Genomic DNA, 21108 nt, shown 5'->3' with positions numbered 1-21108 from the left:
TATAACCCGACGGCGTGGATCGGCATGTCTGGAAGGCATGGAGCTGCGGAGGCCGCGCGACGGCTCGTAATCAGCGGAGACATCCAGACCGGTTTCGAGAGACTGGTCCAGGCGGGACGGCCAGAACTAACCATTGAGTGGGCGATACTCGACCCCAGATGGAATCCCTTAATCAGCGAACAGCACCGCGAAGCCGCCCAGTGGCGTCTACGTCAGGCAGGGATCCAGCCACCGGCTTGATTCCGTAAGGTTTCGGCAGTCAGATCGGTCGCACTGCGACGTGCCCACTGCGGGCGACACGCCGGCCAGCCACATGAGAGTGCGGGCCGCCGAACTCGGCAGAACAGACAGATGGAGTGCCTTCTTTGCTGAGCGATAAGGGTGCGGAGCAGCGCGTGGACTATGAATACTATGAACCGGATGACGATTTCTGGGACTTTGACGAGCTCACCCCCGCCGTTACGTACGCTGACGCGGTCCAACAGTTAACGACACTGGCGTCACTTCGCTCTGACCTCAGAGTTGAATGGTCCGGTGGTCGTGGGCCGCGAGGGGATGCCCGCCTCGTCTTCCTAAACAAGAGCGGCGACACGATTCTCAGAACCAGGTTCCGGTCCGCAACCGACCTGCCTGCGGCGCGACAACTGGTCGAGCAAATACGTCCGATTCCTGAACATCGAGCCCTGTGGATCGAGTCGGAAGACGTCATTGAAGCTTGGTTGGCCGGACCCCGGGACGAAACCATTTACGCCCTATCTCGCCAATTACGGCCGAAGCTGAAAAGGAGGGTGCACTTTGATGGGCGTCCGGTAGTCGATGACGTGTACGGCCTGTTGAATTCGACTGGTCTACTTATCGTAGAAGACAAGCGGTCGCAGGGGGGAGGAGCGCGAACTCTCCGGATTGCAGGGGTGGGCGACAGCCTCCTTGTTGCCTACGCCGGAAGCCGTCGCGGGGAACTCCAAGGCGTGTCGCTCAAACTCGGCGGCTTCTCTGTGGCGGACCTCAGCGAAGCGCTGGAAGCACTCGAGTCTTACGGGTCAAGCTACTTGCATACGCTGGCTTCAAGCCTGGATCTGCCGGTCAGACTTTGGAGCCCAGCATATAAGCAAGTGCCGGCCGCGCGCGCCACCTCACGTAGCAAGATTCGTTTTCCGTCTCGGCGCCACGATCCAATTCCCGCAGAGCTATACGGCGCTGCGAACACGCCTGGCCGGGACGCCTTGGAAAAGTACATCAAGTATTACCAAGTCCTGGAGTACTACTTCCCGCGGGCGGCATCGTCATACTCGGCATCGATCGGAAAGTCTGGCAACCAAGGTACCACGCCTTCCGGGAAGCAGTTGAGCGTCGAGCGTGGGCAGATCGAAGCACTCCTACGCCTAGCTGTGCAGCCGAGACAGCTTGAAGGCTTCTTCTACGGAAGCGACGTACTTGCGGTAGCGTCCAATAGAAGCGCAATCGTTGACGTGACGACCCTCGAAAAGGACATAAACGGCCAGCCGAAACCTGGGTTCGATTATCAATACGCTGTCGCCATGAGGATCTACGGCATCAGGTGCAGAATTGTGCATGCCAAAGAGCCGGGTATGAGCGGCAAGCGAACTAGCCAGCCACTCCTTCCTTTCAGTCGAGAGGCGCGTAACCTGCAAGCTGACATCCAGCTCGTGAGGTTCGTCGCCGAACGAGTAATGGACTATTGGGCAACGCCCTTGCCCTGAGCATCCGGAGATCGGAGTCCCAACTCTCATCGGCAGATCCGCGCATGCTCAGCGGCAGATCCGTGAACCCGCTGTGCAGCACGACAGTGGGTCGCCCACGGACCCGAGGCCCGCCGATCGCCGAGCTGCGGGCGTGCCGCAGCACCCGGGCGAGAAAGTCGGCTTGGTACTTGCGGACGGCCACGGTTGATACGGGAGACTTGAAGTGCATGACATCGGGACGGGAAGGTGACCTTGTCAGAGAGAGATTCGGCGTTCCTGGAATTCGTCACGGGAAAGGCCAACGAACTACTCGAGACCACGGGAAAAACTCCTGGGCGGGACGACATCGCTCGCCTGCTGATCGAGCACCTTCTAGAAGTTCTCACGCTCCGCCCCGACTTGAGTGATGATCTTCGGTCCCAGGTGACTGACCGGGCCGCCGAACGGCTTGCCGCCGAGAAGACCGCCATGACTGGCGACACCGTGATCGACGGCGCACTTCAGTCATTCGACGACATGTTGGCCGCCGGCGAGGCGGCTAATCAGCGACTGATCGAAGCCGTGTGTTCTCGTGCGCACTTCTGGAATTTCGATGATGCGGTCGCCGACGACAGGATCTTTCTTCCCGGTCACGCGATTCACGCATTATTGCTATTCTCTTTCCAAGCGCGCGCTTTGATGGTGGCGAAGGAGATTAAAGAACTCTCCAAGCTCGCTCTTTACGACGGCGCGGCAGCGCGGATCAGGACTCTTTACGAGATCGGCATTATTTCGCGAGCAATTGCAGCTGATCGAGATTACTCCTTATCCGAGCGATACCACGCTTCAGGGGTCTATGAACGCCTAAGGGACATCCGCGCCTACAATGAGACATGCGCCGAACTGGGCTTCCCGCCTCCCAGTCTGGACGAAAGGGCTGAGTGCGAGACCCTGATCGCCCGAATAGAGGGCAAGTTCGGGAGGGATATCCGTGAGCCCTACGGCTGGGCGTTGCCCATATTCGGCTCGGAAAGACGACGAGTCACATTCGCTCACCTAGATCATCGATACGGCGGCGACGAGCTGCGCGCCGTGTATCGCCTGTTGAATCATTCGATCCATGCGGGAGCTTCGGTTGCGACGTTGGGGGTGGATTTCAACAGGAAAGAACTCACTCCAGCTCGCCCCATCTTCAACCATGACAAGTCGCTTCGCGCACTCCGAATCTCGTCGATGTTGCTCGAAGCACTTAACTATGCGATTTTCGAGTCACTGCTCAGGCCGGAAGAATGGGACGAGCTCTCCTCGATTGCCCTGATGAGAGAGTGCCGATACAAGATCGGGTGAACTATCATCGGCAGATCCGGACGCCACCTGAGCTCCATGAGCCGCCGAGGCCGTGGCTCGAGTCGTTAGGTTGGGCGGCGAGTCCGCATCGGCCGGCTTCCCGATGCGTCATGTCGTTGTTCCTGGGCACGGATCGTGGGGTTGTGAAATGTTGAGGTCAGGTATGGTCCAACTCCGCCTCGAGGCGGGCGGCTAGGGCGATAGTGTCTTCGCTCGGTTCAGCGTCGAGGTCGGCGAGCACTCTCGTCAGGGCGCGCAGAAGGGTACGAATGCCGTCCGCATCGCCGAGGGCGTACCGGGCCTGCATAGCCTTGGTGTAGAGGGCTTCGTTGTACCGGTCTAGGACGATGGCTTTGTTCAGCAGGTCAGATGCGGCCTGCGGGTCTGGCTTAAGCAGGTCTTCGGCGAGGAGTAGGTGGGCTTCGGTACCCCAGCGGCGCACCGTCTCTCGGTTGGGCTGCAGCCACTCGTAGTCCTGCCCCTCGGCCAGTGGCGCGTCGTAGAGCTCGCAGGCGGCGGTCAACAGTTCGTGGCGGCGCAGTCCGGAGGCGATGGTGGCGCGACGCATGAGGTCACGGAGAGTCCACACGTCGACGTCGACCGCCGTCGGGTCGAGTCGATACCGGCCGGCGGTTTTGATGACGTAGGCGTTTTTCGTCTCGGCGGTGCCGGCACGGCCGAGGACATGTCGCAGGTTTGAGGCGTTGGTGTGTACGCGTTGGTCGGCTTGGCTGAGGCGGGCGTCGGGTTCGAGGTATTCGCCGATGTCGCGGGTGGTGACGCCGTCGGGGTGGCAGGCCAGGAAGACGGCGAGTTCGAGGGCTTTGGCGCGCAAGGGCCGTCCCGGTTTGGTGATGTCCTCGATCCGCGGCGGGCCAAGCACCCGAAGTCGGGCCTTCCCGACGACAGCGGCGGAGGGAGTTGCAGTTGCCGCGGGCTGATCCTCAGATGCCGCGTCGTTCCGGCTGGCGTGCAGGGCAATGACCGTGGCCGGTACGCGTGGCGAGGTTGTCGCTGGAGGTTCTCCGGTTTGCGCTTCTCGCAGCGTGGTCAGAATCTGGATCGCTGTGGTGGGTTCGAGCACGGGTAGGCGCGGCGGCAGTGGTTCGGTTGGCTGACCGGATATGAGGGTGGTCTGTCCGTCTGGGGCTACCTCGATGGTGACGCCGGGGTGCCACTCACCCAGTAGTACCCCGAACACCTGCCTGCTGGCGCCCGCGGCTAGAACCGCTTTGACGCGGGCTTCGGCTGCTGCGGCTGGTGTCTGGGCGATGAGGACGACCGGAGGCAGGACCTCTGCTTCCGCAGCCTTGGGTTGTTGCTGCCTTTCGGGGTCGGTCAGCGTCTGTTCGTCGAGTAGGCGGCTGCGGTGCAGCAGCTGGGTCTCGATCGTGGTGAGTGCGTCGTCGAGGGTGTCGGTGATGTGCAGGCGCGGCCATGAGCTGACGGTGGTCATTTCGGTGCCGAGCAGCGTGGTCAGGGTGGCGGCGTCGATGACGACCTCGCCACGCGCGTCGGGGTGTTGCGGGTCGCCGGACGCCAGCGCTGCTACGAGGGTGGCGCGTGCGGCGGGAGCTGCGCCGTCGCCGACGAGGCCGACGCCGCCGGACGGCAGCGGGACAAGGGCGGCCACTGGTGCCCCGTCGTCGGGGTGCGGGAGTTCGGGGTTTCGGGCCACGGCACGGCGTAGCTCGGCCACCGAGGGCGGCAGGTCGGTGGGTGGATCGTCGTGGGGGTAACCGGTGTAGCGGCGCCGGCGCTGCCGCCACACCAGGGCAGCCGCCGCGCTGATGGCGGCGGCGAGTGACCAGGGAAGCCACTCCGCGGAGGTCAGCTGCAGACCCCGCTGGTGGTCGGTGTCCTGCGGGCGTTGCGCGCTGTCGGCTTCCGGCGAGGACGAAGGCCGCGTGGGAGCGTCGGTGGGTGACCCGGAGTCCGGTGCGGTGGGTGTGGTCGGCGAAGAGCTCCTGGGCGTGGCGGCCGTCTCGTGGATGTCCGGTGTGGGTGGATCGGTGGGCTGCGGGGCTTCCGGCGGGTTGCTCGGCGGTGGGGATGGGGCGACGGTGCCGGGTCGCGGTGAGCGCGGGCGGCCCGGGATGGCGGTCTGTGGGGGTTGGGCATCGGCGGGTAGCCGCAGTTCCCAGCCCGGGTAGATCAAGTCGCAGTCACGCAGTGTGCCGCCAGCCTGGGGGAAGTGGCGGTGCTTGTTCATGCGGCAGATTTCCGGCCAGCGGCCGGCGTCACCGAGCCACTGCTTGGCGATTTTCGACAGGGTGTCGTGTCGTTCGACGGTGTACAGGTAGCGGGTGTTGTCGACCTGAATGAGTGCCGGCCCCTGCGCGAGGGCTTGCTGAGGAACAGCTACTGCCTCGGCCGCGTCGATGGCCGCCGGTGGTCGAACGCCGCCGGTGTTCAGTTGGCCGACGGAGGTGACGGCAATGGCCGCGGTGCCGGCCAGGCCGAACACGAGCCGGTGCAGTGGTGCGGGAAGCCGTAGCCTCGGGATCCGCCATCGGGTCGCCAGCGCGATCAGTTCGGCGATCAGCAGCAGCGCGAGCACGGCCCACAACAGCCACACCGTCCACACAGCCGCGCCGGCCAGGACGGTCGAGGTGAACCGTTCGTTCGGCTGATCGAACCATGCCACCACCTGCGTCCCCGACGGCCACCTCCGCAGCGGGTTCCCGTCAAGGGACACCAGCAACGCCGGTACCCCGGCCAGGAACACGACCGTGGCTACGGTGGCCCGGACCGGTCGGATCACGGAGGACACCCGCCCCGCCGTGTGGCGCGGCGGTGTCGACGCAGGCGGGACATACACCGTGGGACGCGCGTATTCGGCTAGCCGGTTGCCGCTGTCCGGGGATTGCTGCGACATCCTGTCCGTCCCCCCGCTTGGTAGATCCCTTTCCTCTCGCATACACGGCGATACCCATCGAGGGCCATCTCCTCAGGAAGGATTCTCACCATGCGCGCACAATCGATCACGGGACGAGAACGTGGTTGACGATCTACTCCCCGGTCGGGAGAGACTGCCTCGCATGCCAAGCGGGGGCACGCGACTATCGATCGATCTCACGTCGTCGGTAATCGCCGCCACCGTCGACCTCGATGGCACCCGGATCCCCGTGCTGCTCAACGGCCGCATCGTCATGCCGCACGGCATCGTGATCGACCCCGCCGGTCAACTACACCCCGGCGTCAACGGGCTGCCGGAGCCCTCGGTAGGTCACCGGTTCATCCGCGACCCGGTGGACCTCCTGCACGCGGCTGACGCCGAGCCGCCGGTGGACGCCGTACAGCTGCTCGCCGGGCAGCTGTGGTACGTCGCGGACCAGGCAGTCCGCCAAGTCGCCGTACCGGTCGCCGCTCTGACCGTGACCATCCCGTCGGCCTGGGGACCGCGCCGACGGGGGCATCTCACCGACGCGGCAGCCCGGGCAGGCCTGCCCGCACCGGCCATGGTCATCGCGCCAGCAGCACTCGCCGCTTACGCGACGACAGGCCACGTCCCGGATGGCACATGTCTGCTGATCTGCGATGCCGAGCGGCGTCCAATCACGCTGACCGTCCTGCAAGTCAGCCCCGACGGGTACCGGGAACTCGCCACCCGCCAGGTGAGGCCGAGCCGCGACCTGGACCGAGACCTCGCGCAGCACCTCTTGACCCGCAGCATCACGGACGACCCCTCACACCGCACCGAAAAAGAGGCCACACCCGAGCCAGCCGACGCGGCACTGCTGGAGTCCATCCGCCAGGCCAGGACCGCCCTCTCAACTCAGGAACGCGCACCCGTTCTCCTGCCCTCGCCCCGCCCGCCGGCCGTTCTGACCCGCGACGACGTCACCGCCGCAGCGCAGCCCCTCCTCGACGAGACCGCCAATGCCGTGCAAGACATCTTCGACGCCGCCGACATCGGCCAGCAGCACCTCAGCCACGTGATCCACCGGGAAGCCAGAGCAATCCCGGGCCTGCAGGAACGCCTCGCGGCCGTCACCGGGCACACGCCGACCGCCCTCGACGGTCACTCCCACGCCCTCGCTGACGGCGCCCTGGCGCTCACCGCAGCCCATCACCAGACAGCAACTACCGCCAACGACACCGCACTGCCACGAGTTCGGCTCCGCGTCCGTGACCTGACCAGCGCCATCATCCTCGGCGTCTGCTCGCTCACCGTGCTCCTACAGGCCATCCTCACCGCGGACATCGTCACGACCTACTCCGTCCAGGTCGTCGGCGTTCGCCTCTCCCTGCCTCAACTGGGCATCGCCGGTGCCCTCACCATGCTCACCGCATTCGCCGTGGCGCACCTCGCCCCCACCACCTGGCTCGCCGGCACCACCGACGCAGCCACCAGACCCACCACCGGCCACCTCATCAGACGCGGATACCTCGCCGCCGCCGTCGGCGGATCAACCGCCGCCGCCCTCTACGGCCTCGCCACCGGCACCGCCGTCCAGTTCGGCTACGAGCCATACCTGAAATGGACCCTCGGCTCCGCGCTCCCCCTCGCCGCCTGCGCGGCGATCATCGCCGCCACCGCTCCCCGCATCGCGGCTCCGCAACTGTCCAACTGGCTCGCGCGCACCCGTCCGGCGGCCCTGCCCGCCGCCGTAGCCGCCACCGGCATCTGCCTCATGCGCGCGGCGATCACCCTCACCCCACCGGTCGACCTGACCGGCATGCCCGGCCTCATCGGCAGCGCCGGAGCAGCACTGCTCGGCATCGCCACCGCCCTGACCACCAGCCGAAGCCGCACCACCCGCACCATCACGGTCCCCGGCCTCGCCATCGGCTACGCCATCGTCTTCACCAGCGACACCAGCAGCGCCCTGCTGGTCGGTTACCTCGTCGCCCTCACCTGGTGGGCCGTCCAACTCGCCGCTTACACATTGCGGCTCGCCTACCCCGGCGCCGGGCAGGCATTGCGCCGACTCGCGGGCAGCAGCCACACAGCCTGACGAGTCGTCAGAGCAAACAACGGCGCCAAACCTCGGGACTCACCGCTGTCCGGCCAATGACGGCGCCACCGGCGTGAGCACCAGGCAGCGCTCCAACAGATGACGGCCCGCCGATCTCGGCGGGCCGTCCATTCAATCCAGCCAGCCTGCCGAGCCTCTCTGCTCGGCGGGCCAGCCACGCATGCCCTCTGACGCAAGGAGGTCACCGGTTCCACGCGCCCGGATATCGCAGACCACGACCAGCACCAACCCACACATCAGCCTGACCGAAAGGCAACTGACGATGAGAACACTCCAGAACTTCCCAATCTGCATCGAGATGACCGGGCGCACAAGCACCGCGCCCCGGATCGCACGTTTCCACACCCAGCTCGGTACGGGGACGCACCGCGTCTCGCAACTGGCGAGCGAGGGCTCGACTGACGCCCTCTGTCCGCCATCCAGCGGTCCGCAGGACCAGGGGGACGCCGTCCGTCTGCAATCGACACCGAGCCTGCGATGCCTCTTCGAGGACAAGCCCAGCCCTTGGCTTGACCCCTGGGGGACACAACGGATGGATAGACGGCCACAGCTGTCAGATGCCGCACCCGCGGGTCGTAGCGACGACCCCGTTCACCCCCGGCCCCAGCAACGCCGGGCCAACGAAAGGAAGCACGATCCATGCCCGCCCCGACCCCGAACCGGCCCGGAATTCAGACCAGGTGCCGACCCACGCCGGCCGACTGCCAACCGCACGACGCGGCGCTGGCAGCCCGGTTCGACCGACGTCCTGGACGGGCGATGAACGGCCCCGCCGCCTCCGAATGGCGGCCAGACCCGCTCCTGACCATCGACGACCTCGCGGCCTGGTTGGGCAAGCCCAAGAACACCCTCTACGCCTGGCACAGCCGAGGCAAGGGCCCTCGCGCCATCCGCGTCGGCAACACCCTGCGCTACCGGCGCAGCGAGGTCGAGCGCTGGCTCGAAGACCACACCGACGCGGAGCGGTGAACCATGGCCCGACCTGAACTGGCCATCGGCACCTCCGGAAAAATCCGGATCGAGAAACTCGGTCCGAAGAGATTCCGGGCACGCGCCCGGTTCCGCGACTACGACGGCATCACCCGCGACATCGAGGCCACCGACACCACAGGCCCGGCCGCCGAACGGGCCTTGAAGGTCAAACTCCGCGACCGTGCCACCCCCACCGACGACGAGATCACCCGCGAAACGCGCATCAGCGCCCTCGCCGAACTGTGGGTCGAAGAGATCACCGCCGAGGAACGCATCGCGCCACAAACCATCCACCGATACGCGACCAGCGTTCGCACCTCGATCCTGCCAGCCCTCGGCAACCTCCGAATCCGGGAAGCCAGCGTCGGACGCCTCGACCGGTTCCTGCGCGACATCGCCAAGGACCGCCCTTCAGCCGCCAAAGGCGTGAAGGTCGTACTCAGTCAGATGTTCGCTCTGGCCGTACGTCACGGCGCCATGCCCACCAACCCGGTCCGCGACACCGGCCGGCTCCGCAAACCCCGCCGCGCCGTCGTCGTCCTGACTGCCGAGCAACTCCAAGCCGTCCGTACGGCGATCCGCGAATGGCAGCGACCGATCCCTGGTAAGCCCGGGCCTCGGCACAGCGGTGACCTGGCCGACGTCGTCGGCCTCATGCTCGCCACCGGCGCCCGTATCGGCGAGATCCTGGCCCTCCGCTGGGAGGACCTGGACCTCGCCGCCGAACGACCAACCCTGACGATCTGCGGAACGCTGGTCTTCATCAAGAGCCAGGGCTTCTTCCGACAGCCCTGGACCAAGAGCGACGCCGGCTACCGGAGGGTCGTCCTCCCCCGGTTCGCGGTCGGCATGCTCATGGCCCGCAAACCCACTGCCGCGGACAACCCCCACGACGCGATCTTCGCTTCCCGACGAGGCACCTGGCTCTCCCCCAACAACGTCCGCCGTCAGTGGCGCCAGGCCCGCGCCGAAGCCGACCTCGACTGGGTCACCCCGCACACCTTCCGAAAGACCGTCGCCACCCTCATCAAGGAGGAGATCGATACCAAGAGCGCGGCAGCGCAGCTCGGGCACTCCAGCGAGGAGGTCACCGACACCTACTACATCGCCAAGCCGGTACAAGCCCCAGACGTGTCCGGCATCCTCGAACGGCTCGGCAGCCACCCGAGCAACCAAGGATCGTCGCCAGGAGAGAACGATGCACACCGATGACGAACTTGGTTGCCGCACCGCGTAAATGGGGGGTTATCGGGGGGCGGTTCAAATCTCCATCGAAGAAAATCAAAGCCCTGACCAGTGTTCCCGCTGGTCAGGGCTTTTTCTTTGTCGGGACGGCCGGATTCGAACCGACGACCCCTTGACCCCCAGTTTGACAACGATTCTGTCACGGCATGCCGGAACAGGCTGAAACGTCGGCGGAATCGGACATAACGACGCCCCAGAATGCTGTTCCGTACCGCGCCTTGCCGTCTCATCCGCCCGCTGCAATGCCCTCCGTTACCGAGCTCGTTACCGCGGATCGTCAAGGACTTCCTCTGCCAGGCAGTCCGGCCGGCCTGCGGCGTCGCGCGACCGCCAATGGGCCGATCATCGATGTCAGGCTGGATGGGGTCCGACACAGTGCCGCGAGCCCTTCGCCCGTCGCACCGTCCACTACCGTGGGCCTTAACGTTGTCGTCACGCAGCAGCCTGAGGAGGCTGGTCGATCATGAGTGGTGCCAACACCGGCGGAGCCCCCGCCGGTTCCCGCTACGCCGACCAGCGGCCCTACGTCGTCGCCGACCGGCTCGACGATCTACGGGGACCAACGAGCGGCGTCGTGAGCCTGGATCGCCGGCTCGACTGGTCCGGGCGGGCCCGCTACGACACGAGCAGACCCAGACGCCTGGCCAGCATGTACGAGACCGTGCTGCGCGAGGCGACCGCGCACGATGACCTCACCCAATGGCTGGACGGCGCGACGTTGCTGCGTCTGTGGCCGAGCTGGGTGTTGCCTCCGCAGGTTCGCCATCTGTGGGAAGCGCGGTTTCCCGAACTGGCCAGAGCGCGCCGGCACGCCGCATAGTGGCCGAGCAGACCCCGCCGATCCATCGCCGCCTGGCGCAGATCGCCCTGCAGGTCGGCGGCCAATACGGGTTCGCGTTGGCCGGCGGGCATGCGATCGCCGCCCATGGCATCCTCGACCGCCCCAGTGAAGACGTCGATCTGTTCGCCGACTGGCAACGCCGCGCCGACTTCCCCACCGCCGTCGACGCGGTGATCACCGCCTATCGCGCCGAGGGCTTCCGCGTCGACATCGACCTGCGGCTCGACACGTTCGCTCGGCTACACGTCACCGAACCGGCCCACCCGGACCAGCAACACCGCGTGGAACTGGTCGCGAACTGGCGCGCTCAGCCGCCAGTCCAGATGGACATCGGTCCGGTCCTGCACCCCGATGACGTCATGGCCGGCAAGATGGACGCCCTCTACAACCGGGCAGCCGCCCGCGACTTCCTCGACATCGACGCCGCCATCAGCAGCGGCCGGTACACCCTGACCAGCTCTGCGACCTCTCGCACGCCGCCGACGACGGATTCGACCGGAGCATGTTCGCCACGATGCTTCGCCACGTCGACCGCTCGACGACGAAGACTTCACCGACTACGGTCTGGCGCCGCATGAAGTCGCCGACATGCGGGCTCGCGTCTCTGCATGGCGGACCGCCCTACTCCGAGCAGTCGAATAGATTCGATCAGGCTGCTCTGCTGCCTCCGTCTCCCCGGCCTGCTCGACTCATGGCACGTCCGGGTCAGGGTGCTCGGTCCGACAGCGGCTCGCGACAACGTCATCGATCAGGCAGCTGTCGAGCAGCCAGTCAATGGCCCGGCGGGTTGCCCGAGCCTGATGGAAGGCGTGCCAAGCCATCAGCAGGTGCGGATACTCGTCGTGCAGTTCGTCCCTGAACCGTCGGAAGGCACCCCTGCCTTGGACGGCCCGCAAGAGCCTGCGACCCGCCCGCTCGTCGCTGACTCGCTCGGCAAAGTCGACCATGTCGCGGTGCCAGACGGAGGGCGGTAACGCCTCGATCAGGACCAGGTCGAGTTCATCCAGGTCCACCGGCGTCTTCCCGTCGATGCCGCCATCAGCCGTCCACATCAGGATCTCCCCGCTGGCCGGATCGATGAGCCAGCGGTACTCGTACGCGCTCTGGTCCTGCAGCGCCGTGGCGATCCCCTCGAGATCGAGGTGGCGTACGTCGAGCATGATGTCCACTCCCGTTGCCATGGTCGTCGGCAACCACGGTAGGTCCGCTTCCCCCTCGGCCGCGAGACTGCCGGCCCAGTCGATTATCAGCACGGGGACCGAGGCCATCAGGCAACTACTGCTCCAGCAACCCGCAATCGGGAGACCGGTCAGCTACAGCCCGGCGGCGTCGAGGGTCTTGAGGAACGTCGGTCGGCGCTTGTGCGTGACGCGCACACCGGCAGCCACGGCGCCCAGCCCACCACCCGGCGCGTTGTTCGCACAGCGCCAGGCGACCGTCAACCGGGCCCGCCTACCGACCCCTGAACTCGCCGACTTCGCCAGGCCATGGCTCGGCGCCGTCGCCGGCTGCTCGGCCGAGGCCATCAGCACAGTCCAGCGAGGCAACGGCGAGACGAGCCGCACCCGCTGCACGGCCGGCATCGTCACCAGCTACTGGATCACCTACCGCACCCGGGCCGACCGCGACGCCGCGCAGGCCCGCTACCGCATCCAAGCGAGCACCACGCCGGACCTCGCGGCAGGCGCGGCCGGCCCGACGCAGCAGCGAACCGTTGCCGGCCGGACCGTCCAGTACATCGAGTACGCCTACCGGATCCCGTCCGGTGACCGAGCGGGACAAATCGTGGCCGCGATCTGGTGGAGCGACCCCACCACACCGATGGCCGGAGTCCTCACCGGCTACTGGCAGGATCTGGGCTCTACGTGGATACCGCTGCGCGACCTGTGGACCACGACCGCCGCGACGCCCGGTCAGCGATAACCAGCCAGCGCCGGCAGCCGCCCCGCCGCGATCTCCCCAACGGCGGTGTGCACCGCCGCTGCCGGCACGACGACCTCCCGGCCCGCCCACGGCACGGGCAGAATCGCCTGCCCACAGCGAGCGCACCACGACCCCGCCTGCCACACCTGCCACGCCCGACCGGCCAGCGTCGTGCCACGGCGGGACCAGTGCACGCGAAGCAGCGCGAGGGCTGCCGCCGGCGCACCCGCCAAGCCTGCGAAACCCATCATCAGCGTGCACGCGGCGCGATCCTCCGGCGACCCGGCCACCAGCCCGTACGCGTGGAGACAGAACACCCCGGCGCAGACGAGCGCGACGACGGCCGGCCGGCGAGGTGACCGCGGCTGAGCCGGCGGTCGCAGGAGATGCGCCAGCCCGGACGCCGACGCGCGCGGCGGATACGCTAGCGGCGAGGTGGCGCAGGTCACCGCCCCGGGCCGAGTCGAACCGAAGAAAGCCTCGAACCGCTGCCACTGGACGCGGTCGAATGCGGATCATCCTGGGTGGAACGTCAAGTCTGGCGCTCCACCCAGAATCCCGCCTTACTAGCACACCTACCGGCTGAAGTCGGCCACGCTTCTTCTACGTAGCCGCTAAAGAGGCGAAAGGATTCTTCACTCTCCCACGCCTTCCGTAGTCGCAGGCCCTTCGCCTAACCTCCAGCACTCCCTTCTTATCGAGCACCAATAATCCTGACGGCACCTACCGGGTTAAGGCTGATCCAGACCTCGGCCGTCTCCCGGTCGACTCCGCGAATGTATACATCACCCTTAACTTCTTTTGGGTGGTGCTGCGAGGCCAGCATTTTCAGCGCAAGCCTTGCGGCCAACGAGGCAAAGGCCAGAACGAGGGCGATCAAAAGCGTCCACCCTAGATACTGCGCGTCGTTGCGCATTGAGTCGATGACGTGCGCCACGACGAGCAGCGACGCTAGAACGACAATCGCCGGATAAACCCTGCGAATCCACACCTTCTCCATTCGACAGGTCAGGGCGATTCGCTCCGCCGTCACCGTGTCGACCGGGATGGCCACTTCCACCGCACTCAGCCCGAAACGACCCAGACAGCGGGTCCGCACCACAGATGCCGCCGCACTACCATCAATGATGGATGCGCCGGGCGGCGTCAGCGTGCCGGCAGTCTTTCCGTCGAGCAATACGTCGACTTTTGGTCGCATTCGTTAACCTTTCAGATTCCACCAGCCTCCTAAGCGCAGAACTTATTGGTTAGCCACCCATATCCGTGCGAGTAGGAACGGCGCTTGGTCAGGTATCCGCGGAAAGTGCCATTAATGTAAGCGCCTCGCTTCCGGGAGCATCTGTCATTGTATTCCCAGGCGATCCAACCGATGGCGGCGGCCGCAGCCGCGAAGCCAGCTGCTACAGGCGCGGCCCAAAAGGTGAGCGCTGCGATAATCGCGTATGCGAGGCCGAGTCTCGTAACGTTCCTCGTGTCGTTGTGCGAGAAATAGCACTGCCAGTATGCGTCGACGCGATAGCCCCCCCAGCCGCCCCACCAGTAGTACCACTTCCGTTCACTGGATCTGTATCGATAGCAGTAGTACTTACCAGAGATGTCGTGCTTGTTAATCGAGTCCCCCGTGGCGTATTCGTAAGGATTCGCGTTACCGCCATAGACGGAGTCGACTGAGTTGAATCGGCTGGTGGCAGGGTTGTAGAGGCGGGCACCCATAAGTATCGAGCCATCAGGGGTGTCAGCGGCGCGTTGATGGGTGCCGAGCCAGCCGTAGCGGCGGGTGCCGGCGTCGGCGGAGTTACGGGCATTGCCGTGTTCATCGTATTCGCTGGTGTAGGCGAGTCCCGCGCCGGTCTCGGCCATTCCGGCGACAAGGTCACCGTGCAGATTGGTGATCTGCCAGACGACTCCGGTGGTGTTGGTGAACACGCCGGCGATGCCGGCGAGGCCGACGATGGCCCGGGAGTGCTTGCCGCCGCCTTCATCGGTCCAGCTCGGGCTGTCACCATCGGCGCTGTAGTGGTTGATTCTCGTGAGGTTGTCGGTGGTGTCGGTCCAGGAACGGATCCGTTCGGGTGCGACGTCTAGCGTGTAGGTGGTGGTGCGCGGCCCCTGGTTGATGCTGCGCACCATGTCGTTGACGTGGTAGGTCATGGTGCTGCCAGCAGCGCCGGGAACCGCAGAGTCAACGGCCGGTTGGGTCAGCGTGCGACCTAGAGCGTCGTAGGTGTAGCCGACGCTGCTGATGCGGTCGGCACTGTCGTAGTTCCATTCCTGACTAGCGGTGGTCGCGGTTGTCTGGCAGGTGCCGCCAGCCCCCGGGCCGTATGTCACTTGGTCGGTACGGTTGGTGGCGGCGTCAAAGGTGTACTTGCGGGTGGTGCACTGACCAGCGACGGTGTCCCGGACATCGGTGAGCCGAGCAGCGTCGTCATACGTGTAGGTCTGCCCGGACAGGGTTGATGTGCGGCTGCGCCACTGATCGTGGACGCTGGATATGACCGTTTCGGTGTAGAGCGTGCAGTCGGTCGGGCCGCAACCAGGTTTGGTGTAGCTCGTGCTGGTGGCTGCCCCGCTTTCATCGATGATCAAGGCAACCGCGAGCCCGTTGGGCCACGTCTGGCTGACAGTCGCCCCATCGCTGTCGTAGGCGCCAGTGAAGGTGCCCGTCTGGGTGTCCGCCACTGACGTCGGTAGGCCACGTCGCTCGGCGCCACCATCGTAGGTGTAGGTGCGGGTTCCCTTGCCATCATTGATGGTGGCTGGACGGCCAGCGATGTCGAAGGTGCTGGTAGTGACAGTCCCGTCGGCATCGGTGTATGAGGTCATCTGACCCAAGCTGTCGTAGGCGCGGATGATCTCGGCCGTTACCGATCCCGAACCGTTGATCGTCTGAGTGCGGACGGCCTGCCCGTTGGTCTGGTCATAGATGGTGCGCCGCTTCTCCAGCCCGGTGCCCAGCCCGGCTGCGGTCACCGAACTTTCCCACTGGCGGCCCGCGGAGTCGTAGGTGACTTCGATCCGCCGCAGTTCACCCGATCCTGTCTTCGTCGACTGCACGCGTGGCTGCCCGTACATGTCGTAGGTGGTCACCGTCGCCGGTAGCTGCGGGCCGGATTCCGGCTGACCGCCGGTCTGGGTACGGCAAACCAAACCGTGCCACTCCGGCCGGTTGCCGCATTCGGCGTAGCTGGCGTTGGCCGCCGCCGTGTAGTAGACGGCCACCCGGGTCGCCGGACTGGTGTCCACGCTGCCACCGGCCGGGGTCGTGGTGCGGACCACGCGACCTTCGCTGTCGTAGCTGGTGCGGGTGACCAGATCCAGAGCGCCCGGTGCCACGGTCACCCTCACCGGCTGACGCAGAGTCCAGTCGTAATCGGTGGTCGTGGTGCGGCTGTCCGCGTCCACAGTCTGGCCGGCGTTGACGTAGTTGACCGAAAGCCGTTCGGTGGTTGGCAGGGAATACGGCCCACCACTGCTCGGCGCCCCTTCGTCGTAGGTGAGCCGGACGTGCCGCCGACCGCGCACAATCGTGCCCGAGTCGAGCATCACGTCATGTTCCGGACCGAAGGTCTCCAGCAACTGCTGCCCATCGCTGGAGTAGACGTTAAGGGTGGCGAGCTTGGCCGCAATCTGAGCCTCAACGGTGGCGTCGTCGCTGGGTGCCGCCACCAGGGCCCGTTGGCGGTTCCCGGGAGTCAGCTCGCGAGCAACGTTGCCGTACTGGTCGTACCAAGTCGTGGTGATGTGCCCGCCCGGTGCGGCCATGTTCACGGTACGAGCGTTGGCGTCGAGGTAGGTCACCGTTGCCCGCTCGTAGGAGCTGGGCAGCGTCCCGGCCGCCGGATTGCCGGTGGGCACTTGAGTGGGCGGGTAGACGGCGGTCGCCTCGGTCGGGGGTTCAGTCTGAGCCCACCGGGCCGTCTGAGGGCCCGACAAATCGTATGGTGCACCAGTTCCGGAGGTGGGGACGCGGTAGACGACGGTCTCCACAGCCGTGCCGGCGGCCAGCGCCGAGCGGGTCACCTTCGAGAGCCGACCCTTGCCCGGGTCGTCGGGCAGGGTGGTGTAGGAGAGCTGCATCGGCTGCTGAGCCGGCGGCGTCACCGTGGCAAGGATGCCATCGGCGTCGTAGTCGTAGACGGTGCGCAGCGAGTGCGTCCCGCTTCCGTTGGTGTAGTCCAGTCGCGGATCCCACCTCGCCCGCAACCGTCCAGCGTTGTCGTACGTGTAACGGGCCAGGACGACCGTGCGCATTGCCGGAGTGGACAGATCAGGATCCCAGGCGGTGTACGCGATCTCCTTGATCCGGCCGAGGTAGTTGCCCCAGGCGTTAGCCGCAGTGCCGGTAGCCGTCGTCGCGCTGGCGTACGTGAAAGTCAGCGCCTGGCAGCCGCGAACCATCGTGGTGCAGGTCACTCCTGACGGTACGGGCGCGAGCAGGCGCGTCGGCCGCATCACGTCCTGGGTGTCGAGGGTCGCCTTCTGCCATGAGTATGTCGACGAGTTGGTGGCGCCAGCCGCACTGACGGTGGTCGGTGCATAGACCCCGGCCGGGTCGGTGGAGCCTCGGGTGAAGGTGGCGCTGTTGCCGTCAGTGTCGGTCAGCCGGAAACTGTTGGCCGTCGAGTCGTAGGTCAGGCTGTACTTCTCCGCACCAACCTGCGGCTGGTACGCCGTCCCGGTGCTGTCGACCTTGGCGAACCCGAGAGTCGACCCGTCCGGCAGGGAGACCTGAACCAGACTGTCGTAGGTGGTGAGCTTGGTGTACGGAGCGTCCGCGATGCTGAGCACGCCGGAGACCCAACCGGGACCGAAGAGCGGGTCGGTCCCACCGGCCTGCCGCGTGTTAAAGGTGCGCCCGACCGACAGGCCACCTACCGAGACATCCGGCTGTGAGATCTGGTAGTTACCGGTGATCAGGTTAACCGATCCGAGGCCCACCTCGGCGGTGTCGGCGCTGGCGAGATTGCGGTCGAAGGTGATCCGGATGGCCGGCTCACCGACGTTGTCGTACTGGCCGCGGAACTCCAGTGGTCCGTCTCGCGGGATGCCCTGCGGGTCGACCGCAGCGAGGGTGGCGGCCACGTTCCAGACGACCTTCGGGATGGCGCCGTTGGACGCCTTAATCGGCCAGGCGGCCACCGTGCCACCGCCGACTGCGTACGTCACGTCGGTCGTCGGTAGGACGGTCCAGGTGTCGGCACCGGCTCGGCGCCACTGATAGCGAACGCCGACGATGGTCGGCGAGATCACCGAGGTGATCGACACCTTGGCGGCGGTGATGTCACCGACCTGCGGCGAGGTGACCGCCGCGGACCCCACCTTGAACGGGTACCCGCGCACGTTGGACAGGTTGCCCGCGGTGTCCCGGCTACGGACGTAGATTGTGTGCCAACCGGCGGTGGGCGGGGTCAGCGTCACCGACGCCTGCGCGCCCAGGCTGGGGGCGTTGACCACCTTGGTCGGCGGGTTGACGTCCATCTCGTACACGTAGGCGGCAACATCGCTGGCGCCGTTCGGGTCGAAGGTGAATACGCCCGGAACGCCCGCGTCACCGCCCCACTCGTTCTTCGGGTAGGTGGTGGAACTGGTCCACGGCGGGCTCGCGTGCGTGGTGTCGACCGAGAACTCACAGAACGACGACCAGGTGCCGTCGACCGTGCCGTCATTGCCGCGCACCCGCCACTTATAGGAAGAACCGTTGGCCAGGACACCGGGCGGGACCGTTGCGCTCAGCGTCGAGCCGGAGGCCGAGGTCGCGGTAATCGTGCTGCCGAGCTTGGTGGTGCCGTTCAGCGTCCACCACTCGAACTCCGCCTTCACCGAGGACGCATCACCGTCGGAGATCACGACCTTCAACTGGGGTGTCAAGCTGTTGAGCTGGGGACGACCGGTTCCGGTGACGCAGGCAGAATCGGGGACGGTCGACCGGGTGCCGACGGTCGGGTACGAATTGTACGTGACCACCGCGTACGGCACCTGGGAGGTATCGACCGCGTTGCGAGAGCGAAACTGCTTGAAGCTGTTGCCAGTCGTCTCGTCAGTGCCCCGCACACCCATGTAAGCGGTGGACTGTCCGGCCGTGGCCGCCCGCTGGAAGAAGCTGGTGCCGCTGATGCTCACCCAGCCGTCGTCACATGCCGACGAGAACCCCTTGGTCTGGGTGGACGTGGCTTCCTTTTGGATCCAGGCCGGCTGGGTGCCCCACCGGGTCGCGGAGGAAGCCCCGCCGGTAGTCCAGATCTCCCACGAGTTCGCGGTGCAGGTGTTCGACCAGAAATTCCAGAAGTTTATCGTCGCCGAGGTGATCTGCTTTCCGGCCAGGGCGGAAGTCGGCCAGCTCACGAACGCGCGGGACTTGGCGTTCGGAGAACCGGGCAGGAGGCCCAACTGCAGGTCGTTCGCCCCGCTGCGGTCGACCGTGTCACCCTCCCGGACGTAGGTGTCGAAGGAGGTGTACAGCGGGTTGATCTGCGGGTCGATGGTCACCGGGTACCGGGTGGCGGGATCCTTGAGCCACTTCAGGTCGGGTGTGAGCCGCATCGTCAGGCCACCTCCGCCGCGGGCCGTGCTCGTGCCCGGCCGGTCGGCTCGGGTGGCGATGACCGCCCGCCGGGTCGGCTCCTCCGTGCCCGGCGCCCGCTGGGCATCCCACATCTCCGGGGCCGGCACCGACGCGATTGGCTTGCCCTTGGCGTTAATCAGGGTCAACCCGCCAGAGCGGTCCTGCGTGAACGACGACAGCCCCTTGCCGGTGACCGGCAGAGCAAGCGCCGGGATCCGGTCGACGGCAGACCGGTCCTTGACCGTCAGGTACTCGGAGAAGCCGATCCGGGTCGCTTCGACAACCAGGTCGATGCCGGGTACCACGTCGGAATAGGTGGCCCGGTTCTGATCGAGGGTCGGCGCGGGCAGGGCACCCGGCCAGCCGAGGGCGAGTCGTCCATCGTCCTTTCCAACCGCCGCCAGTTCCCCGGCGGTCGAGCGAGCGCCGGAAATGCGCAGGTCCAGCGGGTGCGCTAAGGCACTCACCGAGCCGTCGGCGGCCGACTGGAGGGTCAGGTCGATCGGTACCCAACGGTCGTCGCGGCGCATCCGGACCGGACCGGCGTGAACCGTCGCCTCGACGTGCCCGTTCGGGTCGGCGATGTACTCGGCCGAGTCGGTGGTCATGTTCGTGATCCTGACCCGCTGCCCGGTCATCCGAGCGGTAATCAGGGCGGCCATCTCGTCCGGCCGCTCCAGCAGCCGGTCGAGCTCCTTTACCGGTGCCGCCTCCACCCGCTGAGCGGGAAGCCCATTGGCCACCGTCGCCACCATGACAGCGGCCATCCCGGCGGTGAGCAGTCTGCCCCACCGGGTGTTCGTCATCTTCGTGCAGCCACTGATCGAGCCGGCTGTTCGTGCGCGTGCAGGAGCCACTAGCGGCCATCCCCCGTAGCTTCGAGCCAATAGTGGCGGAGACGTTACGGCCGCGCCTGAAGATCGTCAATAACGACTTCGGGTCACCGCCCGGGGCCCGGAGCTTGAAGGGCTGAGCAGCGCGAATGGTGTCATGGCAACGGTGTGGCCCGGCAGAGCCGTGGCTGACATGTGAGCTTGACACACCGACAAGCTTTTCTCAGACGGGGAGGTAACAGTTCGTGAGACGATCTCTGCCGCACATGCGGCGATACCTGGCGGCGTCAGCGGCCACCGTGATCGCCGCTATTGCCGCCGTGGCGCTGTTCGCGTCACCGGCCTCAGCGCAGGCGACACCATCGGCGCCCGCGACCGCCACGGTCGGCACCGACGCACCGAGACCGCAGCGGTCCCCGGCCGGCACAAAGCTTTCGGCCGCGCCGGAGCCGGCCGACACCGGGGCTCCCGACCCGACCGAACCACCGCCGGAGCCGGACCCCACTACTCCCCCGCCCGATCCCACCACCCCGCCGCCCGGCCCTGACCCCAACACCCCGCCGCCCGACTCCCCTCCTACTGCGAAGCCGACCCCGACACGTCCTCGACCGTCGAGCAGTCCGTCCAGAAGCGGGGACACGCAGCCTCAGCCCGGGGTCACGTCCCGTGGCGTGGTGTAGATCGCCTGCGTGAGGCCCTGTGTGCTGTTCAGTTTTCC

General features: G+C 66.3%; 12 protein-coding genes and 1 pseudogene. 8 read left to right on the top strand and 5 right to left on the bottom strand.

The features are described 5' to 3' along the window. Positions 1-395: 395 nt before the first annotated feature. Positions 396-1721 (top strand): hypothetical protein, encoded by a 1326-nt coding sequence (locus tag V6U82_RS28565; protein WP_334466654.1) that lies wholly within the window; start codon positions 396-398, stop codon positions 1719-1721. Positions 1722-1949: 228 nt separating this feature from the next. After that, positions 1950-3029 carry a DUF5677 domain-containing protein gene (locus tag V6U82_RS28560; protein WP_334466651.1) on the top strand — a complete coding sequence of 360 codons (1080 nt, stop codon included), beginning with the start codon at positions 1950-1952 and terminating at the stop codon, positions 3027-3029. A gap of 157 nt (positions 3030-3186) precedes the next feature. On the opposite strand, the gene V6U82_RS28555 is transcribed toward V6U82_RS28560, so the two are convergent. Further along, positions 3187-5676, bottom strand: coding sequence for a transcriptional regulator (locus V6U82_RS28555; protein WP_334466648.1), 2490 nt, complete (start codon positions 5674-5676; stop codon positions 3187-3189). Between the two features lie 394 nt (positions 5677-6070). Here V6U82_RS28555 and V6U82_RS28550 point away from each other — a divergent pair, with 394 nt between their 5' ends. From V6U82_RS28550 to V6U82_RS28530, 5 genes and pseudogenes are all read left to right on the top strand, one after another. Beyond that, a complete protein-coding gene (locus tag V6U82_RS28550; protein WP_334466645.1) occupies positions 6071-7990 on the top strand; it encodes a hypothetical protein in 1920 nt (639 codons plus the stop codon). A gap of 780 nt (positions 7991-8770) precedes the next feature. Further along, the gene (locus V6U82_RS28545; protein ID WP_030504821.1) at positions 8771-8980 is read left to right on the top strand and encodes a helix-turn-helix transcriptional regulator; all 210 of its coding nucleotides are present in this window, start codon (positions 8771-8773) and stop codon (positions 8978-8980) included. Positions 8981-8983: 3 nt separating this feature from the next. Further along, on the top strand, positions 8984-10195 hold the full coding sequence (locus tag V6U82_RS28540) for a tyrosine-type recombinase/integrase (protein ID WP_334466638.1): 1212 nt from the start codon (positions 8984-8986) through the stop codon (positions 10193-10195). A 496-nt stretch (positions 10196-10691) separates the two neighbouring features. Continuing rightward, positions 10692-11048, top strand: a complete 357-nt coding sequence (locus V6U82_RS28535; RefSeq protein ID WP_334466635.1) for a hypothetical protein — start codon at positions 10692-10694, stop codon at positions 11046-11048. Next, positions 11048-11711, top strand: a pseudogene (locus V6U82_RS28530) (nucleotidyl transferase AbiEii/AbiGii toxin family protein). The gene V6U82_RS28535 and the pseudogene V6U82_RS28530 overlap by 1 nt, the downstream one beginning before the upstream one ends. A gap of 47 nt (positions 11712-11758) precedes the next feature. On the opposite strand, the gene V6U82_RS28525 reads toward V6U82_RS28530, so the two are convergent. Further along, positions 11759-12322: a UPF0158 family protein gene (locus tag V6U82_RS28525; protein WP_334466629.1), complete on the bottom strand. Its 564-nt coding sequence runs from the start codon at positions 12320-12322 to the stop codon at positions 11759-11761. Between the two features lie 112 nt (positions 12323-12434). On the opposite strand from V6U82_RS28525, the gene V6U82_RS28520 reads away from it, so the two are divergent. Then, positions 12435-12992 (top strand): hypothetical protein, encoded by a 558-nt coding sequence (locus V6U82_RS28520; RefSeq protein WP_334466626.1) that lies wholly within the window; start codon positions 12435-12437, stop codon positions 12990-12992. Here V6U82_RS28520 and V6U82_RS28515 read toward each other — a convergent pair. From V6U82_RS28515 to V6U82_RS28505, 3 genes are all read right to left on the bottom strand, one after another. Beyond that, on the bottom strand, positions 12983-13309 hold the full coding sequence (locus V6U82_RS28515) for a hypothetical protein (protein WP_334466623.1): 327 nt from the start codon (positions 13307-13309) through the stop codon (positions 12983-12985). The genes V6U82_RS28520 and V6U82_RS28515 overlap by 10 nt on opposite strands. A 377-nt stretch (positions 13310-13686) precedes the next feature. Next, positions 13687-14190, bottom strand: a complete 504-nt coding sequence (locus V6U82_RS28510) for a hypothetical protein (protein WP_334466620.1) — start codon at positions 14188-14190, stop codon at positions 13687-13689. Positions 14191-14219: 29 nt separating this feature from the next. Further along, complete coding sequence (locus V6U82_RS28505; RefSeq protein ID WP_334466617.1) at positions 14220-20363, bottom strand: RHS repeat-associated core domain-containing protein; 6144 nt, start codon at positions 20361-20363, stop codon at positions 14220-14222. Positions 20364-21108 lie beyond the last annotated feature (745 nt).

Origin of the sequence: Micromonospora sp. CPCC 205554, assembly GCF_036902745.1 — a bacterium.
Taxonomy (GTDB): Bacteria; Actinomycetota; Actinomycetes; order Mycobacteriales; family Micromonosporaceae; genus Micromonospora; species Micromonospora tulbaghiae.
Note: the sequence above shows the minus strand (reverse complement) of the source record. Positions and strands in the feature narration are given on the sequence as shown.